Genomic DNA, 16,802 nt, shown 5'->3' with positions numbered 1-16,802 from the left:
GTGTTACCGGCCCCCGTGAAACGCAACTCAAATAGCTTACCTGCTCGGAAGGGGTGCTTTGTCCACTTTCGGCGATTTCCGCGAAATTTCCTCCAAACGTGGCGCAGATTACTCGCCGGCGGGGACGGTGGCATCGCCGCTGGTGATGCGCCGGGCGATCTTCTGGGCGGTGGCGCTGTCCGGGCCCGGGGCCGGCACGAACACCGCTTCGCGGTAGTAGCGGAGTTCATCGATGGAGTCCTTGATGTCGCCCAGCGCGCGGTGGCCGCCCTTTTTCGCCGGTGACTGGAAGTACGCCCGAGCGAACCAGCGGCGGGAGAGTTCCTTGATGGTGCTGACATCGATCACCCGGTAGTGCAGGTGCTCCACGACGGCGGGCATGTCGCGGGAGAGGAACACCCGGTCGGTGCCCACGGAGTTGCCGCCCAACGGAGCTTTCCGCGGATCGGGAACCCACGCGGAGATGTACTCCATGACAGCGGCCTCAGCCTCCGCCATGGTCTTGCCGTGGGGGAGTTCCGCCAGGAGCCCGGACTTGGTGTGCATGTCCCGGACGAAGTCGGACATCTGGGCGACGGCCGCGTCTTCGGGCTTGATCACGACGTCGACACCGTCCCCGAGGATATTCAGTTCCGAATCGGTGACCAGGGCTGCCACCTCGATGAGGGCGTCGTTCTTGATGTCCAGGCCGGTCATTTCGCAGTCGATCCAGACGATTCGTTCGTTAGATATAGGCACCCGACCAGCCTACCGTTACCGCTCCGGACGCCCCGCCGATGCTAGGATTTCGGGTACGCGGCGGGTCGCCCCGCCGCCTTCGAATATGTCCCGGCCGCCCACGCGGTCCGCCGGGCACCAGCGGAAACGCAAGAAGATTGGACATTCCTGAGATGACGGCGCCTGTGCCCGCAGCGGGGGAGATGGCGGCGGCTGGTACTGCCCCGGTGGGCGGTGCCGAGGTGGACAATCCCCGCTCTCCACTGCTTGCCGGCTTCCTCGGGTCGATGTTCATGATGTTCGGTTCAGCCGGCGTGGGTTGGCTCGCGCCTGTCTCCGAACTCCGCCGCATGTCCCTGTTCATTTGGATGCGCACCGAAGCGCCGGGCGTTGCCCTGTCCATCGTGCTGGTCGCGGCAGGGGGCATGCTGCTGGTGCGCGCCTGGCTGCGGCTCGGCCAAAAAGTCCGGGTGTGGGGCGACCAGGCCCGTCGCGCCACGTTGGCGGCGGTGGTGGCGTGGGGGCTGCCCATGATGTTCAGCGTCCCGTTGTTCAGTCGCGATGTCTATGCCTACATCGGCCAGGGACGGCTGATGGTGGAAGGGTTCAACCCGTACGAAAACGGGATCTCCGCCCTGTCCAACTACTTCCAGCTGGGAGCCGACAAACAGTGGACCGAAGCTCCGGTTCCCTATGGCCAGCTGTTCCTCTGGATCGAGCAGTTCGTCGTGTGGGTGACCAACGTCCAGCCGGAAGCCTGCATCATGCTGTTCCGGCTGGTTGCCTTGGCCGGCGTGGTGCTCTGCGTGATCTACGTACCCCGGCTCGCAGAGCTGCACGGCATCAACCCGCACCGGGCCCTGTGGCTCACCGCGGCCAACCCGCTCTTCCTGACCAACTTCATCGCCAGCGTGCACAACGACTCGCTCATGATCGGCCTGGCCCTTGCAGGGCTTTACTACTGCGCGACCCGCCGGGAGGTCCGCGGCGTAGTGCTGGTCACGCTGTCCATCGCCGTCAAGCCCATCACCATCGTCTTCCTTCCGTTCATCGGCCTCCTTTGGGCGGGCAGGAACGCAGGGTGGCTGCGGAAGGTCGCATTCTGGGCGCTCACGGCCGGCCTGAGCCTGGCGTTGCTGGCCCTGATGAGCCTGGTCAACGGCTTCGGCTTCGGCTGGATCAACGGACTCTCCGCCCCCGGCAGCATCTCCATCTGGTACGCCCCGGTGGGCCTGCTCGGCATGGTGGTGGGGTCCCTTGCCAACGCTTTCGGGCTGGACGGCTCAGTCCCGGCGGGCTGGGTGTTCGACGCCGGCAAGCTGCTTGCCGTGGCCATCCTTGCCTGGCAGATCCTCAAGGGCGACCATGACCGCCTGATGCGCCGCCTCACCCTCGGCCTGGCCGCCGTGGTCCTGCTGGCCCCCATCATCCAGTCCTGGTATGTGGTGTGGCTGATTCCGCTCTTCGCCGTGACGGGCATTCGTAACGACTGGCAGGTCAAGGCGCTGTACTTCGTGGTGTCGTTCTTCATGATCTACGCAATTTCGGACCAGCTGGACGTCTTTCCCTACCTGCAGACCCAGGACCTGGGCTTCGCCCTCCTGCTGGCCCGGATTGCGGCGGCCCTGACCGCCTTGCTCTTTGGGCTTTACCTGATCTTTTGGGATCCCGGCACCCGCCGGCTGTTCCGGAAGTCGCACGAGCCCGTCGTCGAACGTCCCGTCATTTAGCGGCGGGGACGTTATGGCCGGCCGGCGCCGATCCTGCGCAGGGCCTCCCTGCGGGACAACGGACTCAGCTCCCGCCCGTGCACGGCGACGAATTCCTGCACCCATTCCGGCACCGTTTTGGCGTATTCACGCAGCGCCCAGCCAATCGCTTTGCGGATAAAGAATTCCCTGTCCGACAGGTTGGGTTCAATGACATCGGCAAGCAGCACCGTATCGGTGGCTTCCTTCGCGCGCAGCTGCGAGGTGATGGAAGCGCGCCGAATCCAGAAGTCCTGGTCATGGCTCCACGTCCTCAGCACAGCGGACATCTCCGCCGGGTGCGCCAGCAGCAGGGCGCAGATCCTGCCGGACACGCCGTCCGCAAAATCCCACCATGCCCCGGTGCGGATGATTTCCTCGTACACCGGCAGCATGTCCAGGTCTTTGGCAACCAGCCGGCTGCCGGTCAGGTCGACGGCCGCATAGCGTTCTTCCCGGAACGCGGCCGTGCGCCACAGTTCCAGCGCCGTGGCACGCAGCCCGGCGCCTGATGCCGGAGGAAACTCTTCCATGGCCTTCACTGCGATCCGCCGGACATCCGGGACCCGGACACCCAGGGACGGGACGGAAGACTTCATGTACGCCTGCGCGCCGGCGGCACGCGCGGGGTCGGACAGCTCCCACAGTGCACTCCGGACGGCGGCGATAAGGTGCTGGTCGGGGGCTTCTTCCATGGGGCAACTCTAGCCAGCCGGGTTCCGGCGGGATGACATATGCTGTTTAGCGCTAACAGAGTTCATTGTGGAGGATGCCATGCCCGGAACCGAAGTCCGCCTTGCCCGCGGACCCTACACCGCCGTCGTGACCACCCGCGGTGGCGCCCTCCGGGAGCTGCGCTGCGGGGACCGGGACCTGGTGGTTGGTTTTGGGCCCGAGGGCGAGGTTCCGGACTACCGGGGCGTGATCTGTGCGCCGTGGCCCAACCGGCTCGCTGACGGAACCTATGATTACGCCGGCCAGTCTTATGCGGCCGCCATCAATGAGCCGGAGCGCGGGGCGGCCCTGCACGGGCTGGCCATCCACCAGGCCTGGGACATCCTGGAGGCCTCGGCGGACCGGGCGGTGCTCGGCTGCCTCGTTCCGGCCGGGCCGGACTACCCGGGCAGCCTGGAACTCACGGTGGCCTATTCCCTCTCCGATAACGGCCTCCGCGGTACGGTCACCGCCGTCAACACCGGTACCCGGGCCGCGCCGTATGGCGTGTGCCCCCACCCGTACCTTGTCGCCGGCACTGCTCCACTGGATGAATGGTCCCTGGAGCTTCCGGCAGATGCCTACCTCGAGGTCACCCCGGACCGGCTGCTCCCGGTGGCCGTGCGGCAGGTGGAGCAGGATGCCTTCGACTTCCGCCTCCCGCGCCGGCTGGGACCGGTCAGGATCGACCACGCCTTTACCGGTATCTCCCGCGATGCAGCCGGGCTGGCGCGCGTCCGCGTACTCGATCCCTCGGGAACGGGCGTGGAGCTGGAATGGGGGCCGGAGTGGCCTTGGGTCCAGGTGCACACGGGGGATAAGCCCGTTGGTCCGGACCGGCTGGGCCTGGCGGTTGAACCCATGACCTGCCCGCCGGACGCTTTTAATTCCGGTACAGACCTGGTCCGCCTCGAGCCGGGCGGGTCGCACTCGGCGGGCTGGACCATCCGGGCGGTGGACCGGCGGAACTAAGTGGGGCGGGCTGCTGCGGCCCGGGTTGTTGGCGCCGCGGACTCCGCCCAGCCGGCACGAACCAGCCAGGACGCACACAGGGCCGTCCACTGTCCGGAGCCGGGGTCCGCGGCTGCCAGTCCGAGCCCGTGCCGCCCCTCAGGGAAGACGTGCAGTTCGGTAGGAACGCCGGCGGCGATCAGCGCCTTGGCGTAGTTCAGGCTGTTGGCCACCGGGACAGCTTCGTCGTCCGCGGTGTGCCAGAGGAAAGCGGGCGGAGTCCGGGCTGTCACGTTCAGGTCCGCGGAGAGGCCGCCAAGGAGGACCGACGGCGGCGCCTCGCCCAGGAGGTTGTCCACCGACCCCTGATGCGTGTCCTGGATCAGGGACACCACCGGGTAGCAAAGGACCGAGAGGTCCGGTACGGCGGCATCGACGTCGAGGTCCCGGTTGCCGGTGGCTGCTGCGGTGGCCAGCGTGGCCGCCAGATGCCCGCCGGCCGAGAATCCCAGGACGCCCACACGCTCGTGGTCCACCGCAAGGCCGTGCGGTCCGCTCCGGATGTAGAGCATGGCCTCCTTGGCGTCCTCAAGGGGCGCCGGGTGGCGGGCCGGGGCCACCCGGTAACGCAGGACGAAAGCATGGATACCCAGCGATGCGAGCCATTCCGCGACCGGCTCCGCCTCGTGGTCCGCTTGGCGCGCGTAACCGCCGCCCGGCAGGACAAGGATGGCCGGGCGGGGGCCCGCGGCTTCAGCGCAGGCCGGAACCGCGGTGATCCCTCGCGGCATCATACGGCGGCGGCCTCGGTGCTGCGCCGCAGCGTGACCTCGCCGGTAACGGCTTCGTCAGGGGCCGCTTCCTGGTCCTGGCCGGCCGGCCGGGGGCGGGTGGCCCTGGTAGCCAGCCGTCCAATATCTTCGAGCGGCAGGCGGACGGTGGACAGGGCCGGCCGGAAGTCCCGCAGCGTTTCAATGTCGTCGAAACCAGCGATTGACGCGTCGCGGGGAATCCTCAGCCCCTCAGACCGGAGGGCTGCTGCGGCGCCGATCGCCATCACGTCGTTGACCGCGAAAATGCAAAGCTTCGGCGCGGCGGGGTTCCCGGCCGCGGCTGCCTTGATTCGTGCGGCCAGTTGCAGGCCGGCCTCGTAGCCGCCCGAACGGTTGAAAGCGCTCCTGAGCACCTCCGCCGGGCGGTGTCCGGCGCGTGCCAGGCCGTCCTGGAAACCCCGGACCCGGTCATCGGAGGTGTACAGGCTTTCGGGCCCGGCAATGATGACGAAGTCGCCATCCCAGCCGGCGGCAAGCTCCGTGGCCAGCCGGCCGGCAAGCTCCTGGTTGGGGATTTCGACGACGTGGTAGCCCTCCAGTGCGGTGGCGCCCACCACGGGATGCCCCACCACTGCCACCCTGCCGCCGTTGCGGCAATACCGGTCCAGCTCGGCGGCCAGCTGGGCGTTGCCCTCCTGGTCCTCGGCGCGGCAGGAGCGGGAACCGGCGATCACGATGGAGTCGGCACGGCGGGCGGCGAAGGCAGCCACTGCTTCCTTTTCTTCCGCGGGGCCGCCGCCTGTTGTGGCAAGGAGCACCATCTTGCGCTGTTCCCGGGCAGCATCCTGCACGCCGCGGGCAATGGCGGCGAAGTACGGGTCGGCGATGTCGTGGACAATCAGGCCGATCAGGCCCGAGCTGGATTTGGCAAGGCCCTGGGCTTGCGCGTTGGGGATGTACCCCAGTGAGTCCGCCGCCTGGCGGACGCGCTCGGCAATGTCCTTGCCGGGGGTCCGGGCCGAGCCGTTCAGCACGCGGGACGCCGTGGCAGGCGAGACGCCGGCCAGGCGGGCAACCTCGGTAAGGGTACTAGCAGCCACAGCATCTCCTGGTGGTCGGGGCGGCCTCAAAAGGCTACGGACATTATGACAGTTCAAACTACTTCCGGAAAGCGCTTGCCAAGCGGAACGGCGCGGTGCATCATGGAAACAGAGGGAATGCGCTTTCCCAATTCGTCTTGAGTACACCTTGCTCACTCACCGTGGAGGACACATGGGCTTCGAAACTAAAACGATCCGTATTGCCATGAACGGCATCACCGGCCGCATGGGCTACCGCCAGCACCTGCTGAGGTCCATCCTGCCCATTCGCGACGCCGGCGGCTTCACGCTGGAAGACGGCACCCGGGTCCAGGTGGAGCCCATCCTGGTGGGGCGCAACGAAGCCAAGATCCGCGAGCTGGCGGAGCAGCACAAGGTGTCCGAGTGGACCACGGACCTCGACGCTGTGATCAATGACCCCACGGTGGACGTCGTTTTCGACGCGTCCATGACCAGCCTGCGGGCCGCGACGCTGAAGAAGGCCATGCTGGCGGGCAAGCACATCTTCACGGAAAAGCCGACGGCAGAAACCCTCGAGGAGGCCATTGAACTGGCCCGCATCGGCAAGGAAGCAGGCGTCACGGCCGGCGTTGTGCACGACAAGCTGTACCTCCCCGGTCTGGTCAAGCTCCGCCGGCTGGTGGATGAAGGCTTCTTCGGCCGGATCCTGTCCATCCGCGGAGAGTTCGGCTACTGGGTCTTCGAAGGCGACATCCAGGCTGCCCAGCGCCCGTCCTGGAACTACCGCAAGGAAGACGGCGGCGGAATGACCACCGACATGTTCTGCCACTGGAACTACGTGCTCGAAGGCATCATCGGCAAGGTCAAGAGCGTCAATGCCAAGACCGCCACCCACATTCCGGCACGCTGGGACGAAGCCGGCAAGGAGTACAAGGCCACGGCCGACGACGCCTCCTACGGCATCTTCGAGCTCGAAACCCCCGGCGGCGAGGACGTCATCGGCCAAATCAACTCCTCCTGGGCTGTCCGGGTATACCGCGACGAACTGGTGGAATTCCAGGTGGACGGCACCCACGGCTCGGCCGTCGCCGGCCTGAACAAGTGCGTCGCCCAGCAGCGTGCCCACACTCCCAAGCCCGTCTGGAACCCGGACCTTCCGGTGACGGAGTCATTCCGCGACCAGTGGCAGGAAGTACCCGCCAATGCCGACCTGGACAACGGCTTCAAGCTGCAGTGGGAGGAATTCCTGCGCGACGTCGTCGCCGGCCGCGAACACCGCTTCGGCCTGCTCTCTGCCGCCCGGGGGGTCCAACTCGCCGAGCTGGGCCTGCAGTCCAACGACGAACGCCGCACCATCGACATCCCGGAGATCACGCTCTAATGACTTCCCTCATCCTTCCCTCCGAAGACGGCGGCACCCGGGAGTACCGGCTGCAGGGCGGCGCTACGTGGGCCCGCCCCACGGCACCCCTGACCGCACGCCGGGCGTACGCGGCAGCCCACGTCATCCCTGAGGTGCTCGCCGACAACACCCCGGGTTCCCCCGCTCGGCTGGATTGGGACGCCACGATGGCGTACCGCCATGAGCTGTGGTCCTACGGACTGGGCGTGGCCGATGCCATGGACACCGCCCAGCGGGGCATGGGCCTGGACTGGTCCGCCACCCAGCAGCTCATCAAGCGGACGGGGGTGGAAGCTGCCTCCGTGGTTTCGGCCGGCAATGCGGCCACCGCCGGCAAGTCCGTCCGCGACCTCGTCTCCTGCGGCGCCGGCACCGACCAGCTGGACATCGACGCCCTGACACCCGGCGAAGCCGGCATCAAAGCCGTCCTTGAGGCCTACCGCGGGCAGATCGCCGTCGTCACCGAGGCCGGACCCAAGGTCATCCTCATGGCCTCCCGCGCCCTGGCAAGGGTGGCACGCGGCCCCGAGGACTACCTGAAGGTGTACTCCACCCTCCTGCAGGAAGTGGACCAGCCGGTCATCCTGCACTGGCTGGGCACCATGTTCGATCCCGCCCTCGCCGGCTACTGGGGGTCGGACGACGTTGCCACGGCCACCGAAACGTTCCTCGGCCTCATCAGGGACAACGCCGCCAAGGTGGACGGTGTCAAGGTCTCGCTGCTGGATGCCGGCCACGAGGTGGCCCTGCGGGCGGCCCTGCCCGAGGGCGTCCGGCTCTACACCGGCGACGACTTCAACTACCCGGAACTCATCGACGGCGATGGCAGCCACCGCTCCGACGCCCTGCTGGGCATCTTCGCTGCAATCTACCCCGCCGCGTCGGTTGCCCTGCAGAACTACGACGCAGGCAACGCCGCCAAGGCCCGCGAAATCCTCGACTCCACCCGGGAACTGGGCAAGCACATCTTCAGCGCCCCCACGTTCTACTACAAGACGGGCATCGCGTTCATGTCCTGGCTCAACGGCAAGCAGCCCGGTTTCCAGATGGTGGGCGGCCTGCATTCGGGCCGCTCGGTCTGCCACCTGGCCAGGACCTTTGAGCTCGCGGACCAGGCCGGACTGCTGAAGGACCCCGCGCTGGCGGCCTTCCGGATGTCCGACTACCTGCGCATCAACGGGGTGGGCGTATGAGCGACTTCGCGCGCCTGTCCATCAACAGCGCCACCACCAAGAAGTGGACGCTCGCCCAGGTGGTGGAGGGGTGCGTCAACGCCGGCATTCCCTCGATCGGCCCGTGGCGGGACCGGGTGGAGGAAGCCGGCCTGGACAAAGCGGCCCGCCTGATCAAGGATGCCGGCCTGCGTGTATCGTCGCTGTGCCGCGGCGGGTTCCTCACCGCGGCGGACGCCGACGGCCAGGCGGCTTCGCTCGCGGACAACCGCGCGGCGATCCTTGAGGCCGTGGCCTTGGAGACCCGGGAACTGTTCCTGGTGGTCGGCGGCCTGGCGCCGGGGGAGAAGGACGTCGTGGCGGCGCGGCAGCGCGTTGCCGACCGGTTGGCGGACCTTGTTCCGTTCGCGGCGAAGCACGGCGTCCGCCTGGTGCTCGAACCGCTGCACCCGATGTATGCGGCCGACCGTGCCCTGATCTCCACGTTGGGGCAGGCGCTGGACCTCGCCGAGCAGTTCGATCCCTCAACGGTGGGAGTCGCCGTCGACACGTTCCATGTCTGGTGGGACCCGGAACTGAAGGCGCAGATCGCGCGCGCGGGCCGGGAACACCGCATCGCCTCCTACCAGGTCTGCGACTTCAACATGCCCATCGCCGCGGACCCGCTGCTGTCCCGCGGGTACATGGGCGACGGCGTGGTGGACTTCGCCACGATCGGCACTTGGGTGCGGGACGCCGGCTACACCGGGGACATCGAGGTGGAGATTTTCAACCAGGAGATTTGGGACACGGACGGCAATGCCGTCCTGGCCACGGTCAAGGAGCGGTACGCGGAGCTCGTCCTCCCGTTCGCCTGACCGGATACAGACCGCGGGCTCCTGCCGACGTTTTCCGCAGGCAGGAGCCTGCGCCCCATATGGAAGGACCCGGACCGCCGCAGGCGGACCGGGTCCTTCGTGGTTTCGCGGACCGCCCTAGGCGTACGCCAAGGCGAACCTGCGGTAGCGGGCCAGCACGCCGGCGTCGTCCGTTCCCCCGGGCAGCTCGACGGCGTCCGCGGACCAGGCGGGGAAATGCCCCGTGAGTGCGGCGGCGGCCTGGCGGGCCGCTCCGTCCGCAACATACTCGCCCGGGCGGGGAACCGTGACACGGGTTCCCAGCAGTCGCGCTGCGACGTCCTGCACGGCGTCGGACTGGGCGCCGCCGCCCACGAGGAGGATCCGCTGAGCGGCCACGCCTTGGTCCTGCAACGCCGCGAGACCGTCGGCCAGGGAACAGACCACGCCTTCGACGGCGGCGCGCGCCAGGTTGGCGGGGGTGTAGTTGGCCCGCGTGATGCCATGCAGGGTGCCGGTGGCGTCCGGGAGGTTGGGCGTCCGTTCCCCGTCGAAGTACGGGACCAGGGTCAGGCCTCCGGCGCCCGGTTCGGCGGAGAGTGCCAGCCTGTTGAACTCCGCCAGGTCGACGCCCAGCAGGGCGGCGGTGGCATCGAAAACGCGCGTGGCGTTCAACGTGCACACCAGCGGAAGGTAGTGCCCGGCTGCATCGGCGAACCCGGCCACCAGTCCCGATGCGTCTGCCGGCGCCGTGTCCGAGATGGCAAATACGGTTCCGGAGGTGCCCAGGGACATGACGACGTCGCCCAGTTCCGCGCCGGCGCCGAGCGCGGCGGCCGCGTTGTCCCCGGCACCGGCTCCCAGCAGGGAGCCTGCGGGGGTGCGGCCCGCCGGTTCCATTGGCCCGAGGACCTTGGGGAGGGTTGGGACGTGTCCCAGCGCGGACGCCAGGACGTCCGGCAGGTACCGGCCCTCCGCCGACGAATAGTACCCGGTGCCCGAGGCATCAGAACGATCTGTTGCCAGTGCGACCAGGCCCGCCGCGCCGCTGCCCGGCCCGTAACCGGCGAGCCGCCAGGTCAGCCAGTCGTGCGGGAGGCATACGGCCGCGACCTTGGCGGCATTGTCCGGCTCGTTCTCCGCAAGCCAGCGCAGCTTGGTCACTGTCAGTGAGGCCACGGGGACGGTGCCGGTGGCGCCGGCCCAATACTTGGCGCCGGCACCGGGGTCTCCGTTGCCGGCGCCGTTGATGAGCTCCACCGCTGCCCCGGCGCTGCGGGTGTCGTTCCACAGCAGTGCCGGACGGACCACCCCACCGGCTGCGTCGAGGCAGACCATGCCGTGCTGCTGGCCGCCGACGGAGATGGCCGCCACGTCATCCAGGCCGCCCGCTTCGGCGATGGCTTTCTGCAGCGCCGTCCACCAGTGGTCCGGATGGACCTCGGTTCCGTCGGGGTGGCCGGCGCGGCCCTGGCGGACCAGTTCTCCGGTGTCCGCGTCGCGGATGACAACTTTGCAGGACTGGGTTGAACTGTCGATCCCTGCGACGAGTGCCATGGCCTAGCGGGCGCCCAGGAGGTGCTCGATGGCGAGCTGGTTGAGGTGGACGAACGCGAAGGAGCGCTCGGCGGCCTTGTCGGCGTCGAAGTCCTCGAAGGAGGCGGTGTCGGCGAGCAGGTCCGCGGTGCTTTCGCCGGCGTTGAGCGTGGGTTCGCCGAGTTCGAAGACGCCGGAGGCCTTGAGCGCTTCCTGGACGTCGGGGTCGGCGCGGAAGGCGAGGGCACGCTCCTTGAGCAGCAGGTACATGGACATGTTGGCCTTCGCAGATTCCCAGACGCCGTCGTAGCCGTCGGTGCGGGAGGGCTTGTAATCGAAGTGGCGGGGGCCGTCGTACTTCGGTCCGCCTCCCGGGAAGCCGTTTTCGAGCAGGTCCACCGTGAAGAAGGCGCTGGTCAGGTCGCCGTGGCCGAAGACGAGGTCCTGGTCGTACTTGATGCCGCGCTGTCCGTTGAGGTCGATGTGGAAAAGCTTGCCGGCCCAGAGCGCCTGGGCGATGCCGTGGGTGAAGTTCAGCCCGGCCATCTGCTCGTGGCCGGTTTCCGGGTTCAGGCCCACGATGTCGCCGTGTTCCAGCTGGGCGATGAAGGCCAGGCCGTGTCCGACAGTTGGCAGGAAGATATCGCCGCGGGGTTCGTTGGGCTTGGGTTCCAGCGCAATCCGCAGGTTGTAGCCCTTGTCCTTGATGTAGCCCGCGGCCGTGTCCACGCCTTCCTTCATCCGGTCCAGCGCGGCGGCCAGGTCCTTGGATCCGTCGTATTCGCTGCCTTCGCGGCCGCCCCACATGACGAAGGTTTCGGCGCCCAGTTCCGCGGCGAGGTCGATGTTGCGCAGGACCTTGGAGAGGGCGAAGCGCCGGATGGAGCGGTCGTTCGAGGTAAAGCCGCCGTCCTTGAACACCGGGTGGCTGAACAAGTTGGTGGTGACCATCGGAACCTTCAAGCCGGTCTCTGCCAGGGCAGCGCGGAAGTTCTTGTGGATCAGCTCCCGTTCGGAGGCGGTGGCGTCAAAAGGGACAAGATCGTTGTCGTGGAACGTGATGCCGTAGGCGCCCAGTTCGCTGAGCCGGTGGACTGCTTCCACGGGATCCAGGGCGGCGCGGGTGGCCACGCCGAACGGGTCGGCGCCGGTCCAGCCGACGGTCCAAAGGCCAAAGGTGAACTTGTCAGCGGGGGTGGGGGAGTGAGTCATGATGCGTCCTTGCAATCGGGTGCTCCGCCGGATGCGAAGCTTTAGTTTATTGCCTGAACTATATGGGCGGACGTAGGGTGGGGTCAAGGGGTCCGGCGGGCAGATGACGGCCGGGCCCATGTGCTGACGGAGGAGCTTTGTGATGGTGATGCCGGCGCCCGGCGTGGCGGGATCCGGGGGGTCGGCCCCTGGAAGCGTGGGTGACGTCCGGCGCAGCAACCTGGCCCTGGTGCTGGGGCGAATCGCCGAGTTCCCGCCGGGGGCCCATCCCAGCCGTGCCCAGCTGGCAGCCGCCACCGGCCTGACCAAGGCATCCGTGTCCAGCCTGGTACTGGATCTCCTCGATGCCGGCATCATCCGCGAGATCGGCTTCAATCCGCAGGGGCGCGGCCGGCCGGGTGTCGGGCTGGAACTGAACCCCGGCCGGGCAGTCATGGGGATGGAGGTCAATGTGGACTACATCTCCGCTGCAGTGGTTGACCTGGCCGGAAAAGTGCTGCTCCGTGAGGTGCAGGAACGCGATAACCGCAACAGCGTGGACGGTCCCGTCATGGCAGCGCTCGCTGTTTTGGCGGCCCGGGTACGGAGTGCGGCCGGGGAACGCGGGGTTGAGGTCCTGGGCGGCGGGCTCGCCGTGCCCGGGCTGGTGGACCCTGCTGCCGCGCGGGTGCTCACGGCACCCAACCTGGGCTGGGCCGGCGTCGACCTTGACCTTGGCGCCCTCCTGCCGGAGGCGCCGTTGGGGGTTGCCCTCTTCAACGAAGCCAACGCTGCTGCCTTGGCCGAGCTGCGGCACCGCCCCGATGGGGCATCGGATTTCCTCTTTGTCTCCGGCGAGGTGGGCGTCGGTGGCGGCCTGGTCATCGGATCTGAACTCTTCACGGGCCCCGGCGGCCACGCCGGCGAAGTGGGGCACATCGTGGTGGACCCCGACGGTGCACGTTGCTCGTGCGGCGGGACGGGCTGCCTGGAAACCGTGGCCGGCCAGGACGCCATCTTCGAGGCGGCCGGGATCGGATCCGTGGAACATTCGCGTTCGGCCGCCATGGCCAAGCTTCTCCAGGCGCTGGATGCACGGCAGCCGGGGGCGCTGGCCGCCGTCGAGCGTGCGGGGCGCTGCCTTGGCATAGCGCTCGCGTCGACAGCCCGGGTGGTCAATATTGCCTCCGTCGTCCTCGGCGGCCACTTTGCCGTCCTGGAACCATGGCTCCGCAGTCCGCTGCTCCAGAGTCTGCAGAAGTACGCTCCAGGCAGGTACGCGTCCGGCCAGGTCTCGGTTTCGGCCGTGGGGGAGTCGGGAGCGCTGCTGGGTGCCGCCGGCAGCGTCATCCGGTCGCTCGTCGAAGCGCCGCACCAGCTGCTGTCCTAGTGAGGGTTAAAGCAAAAACGCCCCGGTCCGAAGACCGGGGCGTATCCGGGTGCCCCAGGAGGGAATCGAACCCCCGACCGGCGGATTAGAAGGCCGCTGCTCTATCCCCTGAGCTACTGAGGCATCGGGTTCCGGCCTGTACGCCGGCGCCTCGAAAAGTTTACCTTGCCGGAGCTGCCGGCGCTGTCATCCGTCACCCACTGTCCCTCCACAAGGGCGCCTGCACCCACGTTGTCCACATACACCAACCGGCCCCTCCTTCCGTCCGCCGTCGGGCGCAATGCTGGTGTTGCCTGCACAGGGCAGCACCATTGAGACAGGACGAAGAGATGAGCGAAACGATCACCATCCGGGGCTTCGTGGCCACCGAGATCACGAGTTCCACCACGCCGGGGGGAGTGGCCACGGCTTCTTTCCGCGTCGGTTCCACCAGCCGCCGTTTCGACCGGGAATCCAAAACCTGGCAGGACGGCCACACCAACTGGTTCACGGTCCAGGGCTACCGCCAGCTCGCGGGAACCCTTGGATGCAGCATCAGGAAAGGACAGCCCGTCATCGTGGTTGGCAAACTGAAGATCCGCACCTGGGAGAAGGACGGGCGCGTCTACCATTCCACCGTCATTGACGCCGACACCGTGGGGCACGACCTGTCCCTGGGCTCGGCCAACTTCATCCGGACATCTTCACGGCCGGCGCTCTCGCTCGTGGAGCAACCACCGTCCCCCGATTCCGGCCCCCACCCGGGCTTGGACCAGCTCCCGGATGAGCCTGAGGACAGGGACGACGAACACCCGGACGATGAGGGCCATCCGTCAGTGGTCATCGAGGACAGCGACGGTGCCATGGCCTCGCTTGACCTCGAAACGGGAGAACTCGCAGAAGTCTAGGAACCACCCATCAGGCTTCAGCGCGTCCCATCCGGTCCCGGACGGGCGGAGCGGCGGCACCCCCCGGCCGTCCACCGCCCGTCCGCTTACGGTGGCCATGGCAGAATGGCACCATGCGGCACACCCTTTCCCACCGGCAGAACAACCGGGCCGGTGCAGCGCTGGCGTGCGCCGTTCTGGCCACACTCTTGACGGGGTGCGTTGCCGGTCCAGCATCGAATGATCCCACCACGCAGCAGCCCGGCGACCCGGCGCCGTCAGCTGCCGCGTCGGGCACGCAGGAACAGTCCGCCAGGCCACAGGCCTCGGCGGCCACTGGTGAAAACAGCGGCGGGGCGCTCGCGGACACCTCCGGAGCTTCGTCGGCGGCCGCCAACGCCGCGGCCACCGAGACGGTGAAGCGGACGGTCACCGACGCCCTGACCAAGTTGGCCGCAGGTGCCCCCAAACCCGCCACGGGGCAGGTAAGCGACGCCCTGACAGGAGCCGGCATTGCGCCGGGCGCGCTCCAGGTCTCGCAAAGCCGCACGCCGACCGGGCTGGAAGCGGACGCCATCGAGGCGGCGGTGCTGCAAGGCAAGGACTGCGTGATCGGACAGGTCCGTGAAGGCGCCGTGACCGTCACCGTCCTGCCCGTCCTGGCCAGCGGGAAGTGCTTCGTCGGGTCCTGATCGATCCGAAAGATCCCCGCAAATGTGAGATCTGCCCGCCGACCCACTAGATTTGAGACCATGGCGGAATTTATCTACACAATGACCAAGGCCCGCAAGGCCGTTGGCGAAAAGCTCATCCTTGATGACGTAAGCATGTCCTTCTTCCCAGGGGCCAAGATTGGTGTTGTGGGCCCCAACGGTGCCGGTAAGTCCACCATTCTCAAAATCATGGCCGGGCTGGACACGCCCTCCAACGGTGAGGCCAGGCTCAGCCCCGGATACAGCGTGGGCATCCTGCTTCAGGAACCGCCGCTGAACGAGGAAAAGACCGTCCTGGGCAACGTCCAGGAGGGCGTTGGCGAAATCTACGGCAAGATCCAGCGCTTCAACGAGATCTCCGAGGAAATGGCCAACCCGGACGCCGACTACGACACCCTCCTCGAAGAGATGGGCAAACTGCAGGAAGCCATTGATGCCGCCGACGCCTGGGACCTCGACTCCCAGCTCGAGCAGGCCATGGACGCCCTCCGCTGCCCGCCGGCCGACGCCGACGTCACGAACCTTTCCGGTGGTGAGCGCCGCCGCGTGGCACTGTGCAAGCTCCTGCTGCAGAAGCCGGACCTGCTGCTCCTCGACGAGCCCACCAACCACCTGGACGCCGAAAGCGTGCTCTGGCTCGAACAGCACCTCTCGAGCTACCCGGGCGCTGTCCTCGCCGTCACCCACGACCGCTACTTCCTCGACCACGTCGCGGAATGGATCGCCGAGGTGGACCGCGGCCACCTCTACCCCTACGAGGGCAACTACTCCACCTACCTGGAGAAGAAGCGCGCCCGCCTTGAGATCCAAGGCAAGAAGGACGCCAAACAGGCCAAGCGCCTCGCGGAGGAACTGGACTGGGTCCGCTCCAACGCCAAGGGCCGCCAGACCAAGTCGAAGGCACGTCTGGCCCGGTACGAGGAGATGGCGGCGGAAGCCGACCGCACCCGCAAGCTTGACTTCGAAGAAATCCAGATCCCACCGGGACCCCGCCTCGGCGGCGTGGTGCTGGAGGCAAAGAACCTTCAGAAGGGCTTCGAGGACCGGACCCTCATCGACGGGCTGTCCTTCAGCCTGCCGCGGAACGGCATCGTGGGCGTCATCGGCCCCAACGGTGTTGGCAAGACCACGCTTTTCAAGACCATCGTTGGCCTGGAACCGCTCGACGGGGGCGACCTGAAGATCGGCGAGTCGGTCAAGATCTCCTACGCGGACCAGAGCCGTGGCGGCATCGACCCCAACAAGACCCTGTGGGAGGTCGTGTCCGACGGGCTGGACTTCATCCAGGTCGGCAACGTGGAGATGCCCTCCCGCGCCTACGTTGCAGCATTCGGCTTCAAGGGCCCGGACCAGCAGAAAAAGGCCGGCGTCCTGTCCGGTGGTGAGCGGAACCGCTTGAACCTTGCCCTGACCCTGAAGCAGGGCGGCAACCTGCTGCTCCTTGACGAGCCCACCAACGACCTCGACGTCGAAACCCTCAGCAGCCTGGAAAACGCCCTGCTTGAGTTCCCCGGCTGCGCCGTCGTCGTTTCCCACGACCGGTGGTTCCTCGACCGGGTGGCCACCCACATCCTTGCGTACGAAGGTGACGAGGAAAACCCCTCGAAGTGGTACTGGTTCGAGGGCAACTTCGAATCCTACGAGGAGAACAAGGTCGAACGCCTCGGACCCGACGCTGCCAAGCCGCACCGTGTGACCCACCGCCGCCTCACCCGCGACTAAACCGCGGGCC

Annotated in this window: 15 protein-coding genes and 1 tRNA gene; 9 read left to right on the top strand and 7 right to left on the bottom strand. The window is 67.5% G+C overall.

Annotated features, from left to right (window positions below; translation table 11 throughout):
* Positions 1-108: 108 nt before the first annotated feature.
* Positions 109-738, bottom strand: a complete 630-nt coding sequence (gene orn, locus QRM95_RS02595) for an oligoribonuclease (RefSeq protein ID WP_285246307.1) — start codon at positions 736-738, stop codon at positions 109-111.
* Between the two features lie 152 nt (positions 739-890).
* On the opposite strand from orn, the gene mptB reads away from it, so the two are divergent.
* Entirely contained in the window at positions 891-2,447 is a 1,557-nt protein-coding gene (mptB, locus tag QRM95_RS02590) for a polyprenol phosphomannose-dependent alpha 1,6 mannosyltransferase MptB (protein WP_285246306.1), read from the top strand.
* Between the two features lie 11 nt (positions 2,448-2,458).
* Here the strand turns inward: mptB and QRM95_RS02585 are convergent, their stop codons facing one another.
* On the bottom strand, positions 2,459-3,160 hold the full coding sequence (locus QRM95_RS02585; RefSeq protein WP_285246305.1) for a DNA alkylation repair protein: 702 nt from the start codon (positions 3,158-3,160) through the stop codon (positions 2,459-2,461).
* 79 nt (positions 3,161-3,239) lie between these two features.
* On the opposite strand from QRM95_RS02585, the gene QRM95_RS02580 reads away from it, so the two are divergent.
* Complete coding sequence (locus QRM95_RS02580; RefSeq protein ID WP_285246304.1) at positions 3,240-4,151, top strand: aldose 1-epimerase family protein; 912 nt, start codon at positions 3,240-3,242, stop codon at positions 4,149-4,151.
* Here the strand turns inward: QRM95_RS02580 and QRM95_RS02575 are convergent.
* Positions 4,148-4,924: an alpha/beta hydrolase gene (locus QRM95_RS02575; protein ID WP_285246303.1), complete on the bottom strand. Its 777-nt coding sequence runs from the start codon at positions 4,922-4,924 to the stop codon at positions 4,148-4,150. The genes QRM95_RS02580 and QRM95_RS02575 overlap by 4 nt on opposite strands.
* Positions 4,921-6,003: a LacI family DNA-binding transcriptional regulator gene (locus QRM95_RS02570; RefSeq protein ID WP_285246302.1), complete on the bottom strand. Its 1,083-nt coding sequence runs from the start codon at positions 6,001-6,003 to the stop codon at positions 4,921-4,923. The genes QRM95_RS02575 and QRM95_RS02570 overlap by 4 nt, the downstream gene beginning before the upstream one ends.
* A gap of 172 nt (positions 6,004-6,175) precedes the next feature.
* Here QRM95_RS02570 and QRM95_RS02565 point away from each other — a divergent pair, with 172 nt between their 5' ends.
* The 3 genes from QRM95_RS02565 to QRM95_RS02555 are packed head-to-tail and all read left to right on the top strand — an operon-like array spanning position 6,176 to position 9,395.
* Positions 6,176-7,345 (top strand): Gfo/Idh/MocA family protein, encoded by a 1,170-nt coding sequence (locus tag QRM95_RS02565; RefSeq protein ID WP_285246301.1) that lies wholly within the window; start codon positions 6,176-6,178, stop codon positions 7,343-7,345.
* Positions 7,345-8,559, top strand: a complete 1,215-nt coding sequence (locus QRM95_RS02560; RefSeq protein ID WP_285246300.1) for a dihydrodipicolinate synthase family protein — start codon at positions 7,345-7,347, stop codon at positions 8,557-8,559. The genes QRM95_RS02565 and QRM95_RS02560 overlap by 1 nt, the downstream gene beginning before the upstream one ends.
* Complete coding sequence (locus tag QRM95_RS02555; protein WP_285246299.1) at positions 8,556-9,395, top strand: sugar phosphate isomerase/epimerase family protein; 840 nt, start codon at positions 8,556-8,558, stop codon at positions 9,393-9,395. The genes QRM95_RS02560 and QRM95_RS02555 overlap by 4 nt, the downstream gene beginning before the upstream one ends.
* Positions 9,396-9,512: 117 nt before the next feature.
* Here the strand turns inward: QRM95_RS02555 and xylB are convergent, their stop codons facing one another.
* Together xylB and xylA are read right to left on the bottom strand one after the other, a co-directional pair.
* The gene (xylB, locus tag QRM95_RS02550) at positions 9,513-10,931 is read right to left on the bottom strand and encodes a xylulokinase (RefSeq protein WP_285246298.1); all 1,419 of its coding nucleotides are present in this window, start codon (positions 10,929-10,931) and stop codon (positions 9,513-9,515) included.
* A gap of 3 nt (positions 10,932-10,934) precedes the next feature.
* Positions 10,935-12,122, bottom strand: a complete 1,188-nt coding sequence (xylA, locus tag QRM95_RS02545) for a xylose isomerase (protein WP_285246297.1) — start codon at positions 12,120-12,122, stop codon at positions 10,935-10,937.
* Positions 12,123-12,264: 142 nt separating this feature from the next.
* On the opposite strand from xylA, the gene QRM95_RS02540 reads away from it, so the two are divergent.
* Positions 12,265-13,491 (top strand): ROK family protein, encoded by a 1,227-nt coding sequence (locus QRM95_RS02540; protein ID WP_285246296.1) that lies wholly within the window; start codon positions 12,265-12,267, stop codon positions 13,489-13,491.
* 50 nt (positions 13,492-13,541) lie between these two features.
* Here the strand turns inward: QRM95_RS02540 and QRM95_RS02535 are convergent.
* A tRNA-Arg gene (locus QRM95_RS02535) sits at positions 13,542-13,614 on the bottom strand.
* 206 nt (positions 13,615-13,820) lie between these two features.
* On the opposite strand from QRM95_RS02535, the gene QRM95_RS02530 reads away from it, so the two are divergent.
* The 3 genes from QRM95_RS02530 (at position 13,821) to ettA (ending at position 16,792) form a co-directional block, all read left to right on the top strand.
* Positions 13,821-14,378, top strand: coding sequence for a single-stranded DNA-binding protein (locus QRM95_RS02530; RefSeq protein ID WP_285246295.1), 558 nt, complete (start codon positions 13,821-13,823; stop codon positions 14,376-14,378).
* Between the two features lie 113 nt (positions 14,379-14,491).
* Positions 14,492-15,049, top strand: coding sequence for a DUF6993 domain-containing protein (locus QRM95_RS02525; RefSeq protein WP_285246294.1), 558 nt, complete (start codon positions 14,492-14,494; stop codon positions 15,047-15,049).
* Between the two features lie 60 nt (positions 15,050-15,109).
* Entirely contained in the window at positions 15,110-16,792 is a 1,683-nt protein-coding gene (gene ettA / locus QRM95_RS02520) for an energy-dependent translational throttle protein EttA (protein WP_018761593.1), read from the top strand.
* Positions 16,793-16,802 lie beyond the last annotated feature (10 nt).

The sequence above is a fragment of the Pseudarthrobacter sp. efr-133-R2A-89 genome (genome assembly GCF_030209315.1).
Lineage (GTDB): Bacteria > Actinomycetota > Actinomycetes > Actinomycetales > Micrococcaceae > Arthrobacter.
Note: the sequence above shows the minus strand (reverse complement) of the source record. Positions and strands in the feature narration are given on the sequence as shown.

Bases quoted from the DNA above. Each gene is read 5' to 3' on its own strand.
- mptB (WP_285246306.1), top strand. From the start codon at position 891: ATGACGGCGCCTGTGCCCGCAGCGGGGGAGATGGCGGCGGCTGGTACT.
- QRM95_RS02585 (WP_285246305.1), bottom strand. From the start codon at position 3,160: ATGGAAGAAGCCCCCGACCAGCACCTTATCGCCGCCGTCCGGAGTGCA.
- QRM95_RS02580 (WP_285246304.1), top strand. From the start codon at position 3,240: ATGCCCGGAACCGAAGTCCGCCTTGCCCGCGGACCCTACACCGCCGTC.
- QRM95_RS02575 (WP_285246303.1), bottom strand. From the start codon at position 4,924: ATGATGCCGCGAGGGATCACCGCGGTTCCGGCCTGCGCTGAAGCCGCG.
- QRM95_RS02565 (WP_285246301.1), top strand. From the start codon at position 6,176: ATGGGCTTCGAAACTAAAACGATCCGTATTGCCATGAACGGCATCACC.
- QRM95_RS02560 (WP_285246300.1), top strand. From the start codon at position 7,345: ATGACTTCCCTCATCCTTCCCTCCGAAGACGGCGGCACCCGGGAGTAC.
- QRM95_RS02555 (WP_285246299.1), top strand. From the start codon at position 8,556: ATGAGCGACTTCGCGCGCCTGTCCATCAACAGCGCCACCACCAAGAAG.
- xylB (WP_285246298.1), bottom strand. From the start codon at position 10,931: ATGGCACTCGTCGCAGGGATCGACAGTTCAACCCAGTCCTGCAAAGTT.
- xylA (WP_285246297.1), bottom strand. From the start codon at position 12,122: ATGACTCACTCCCCCACCCCCGCTGACAAGTTCACCTTTGGCCTTTGG.
- QRM95_RS02540 (WP_285246296.1), top strand. From the start codon at position 12,265: ATGGTGATGCCGGCGCCCGGCGTGGCGGGATCCGGGGGGTCGGCCCCT.
- QRM95_RS02530 (WP_285246295.1), top strand. From the start codon at position 13,821: ATGAGCGAAACGATCACCATCCGGGGCTTCGTGGCCACCGAGATCACG.
- QRM95_RS02525 (WP_285246294.1), top strand. From the start codon at position 14,492: ATGCGGCACACCCTTTCCCACCGGCAGAACAACCGGGCCGGTGCAGCG.
- ettA (WP_018761593.1), top strand. From the start codon at position 15,110: ATGGCGGAATTTATCTACACAATGACCAAGGCCCGCAAGGCCGTTGGC.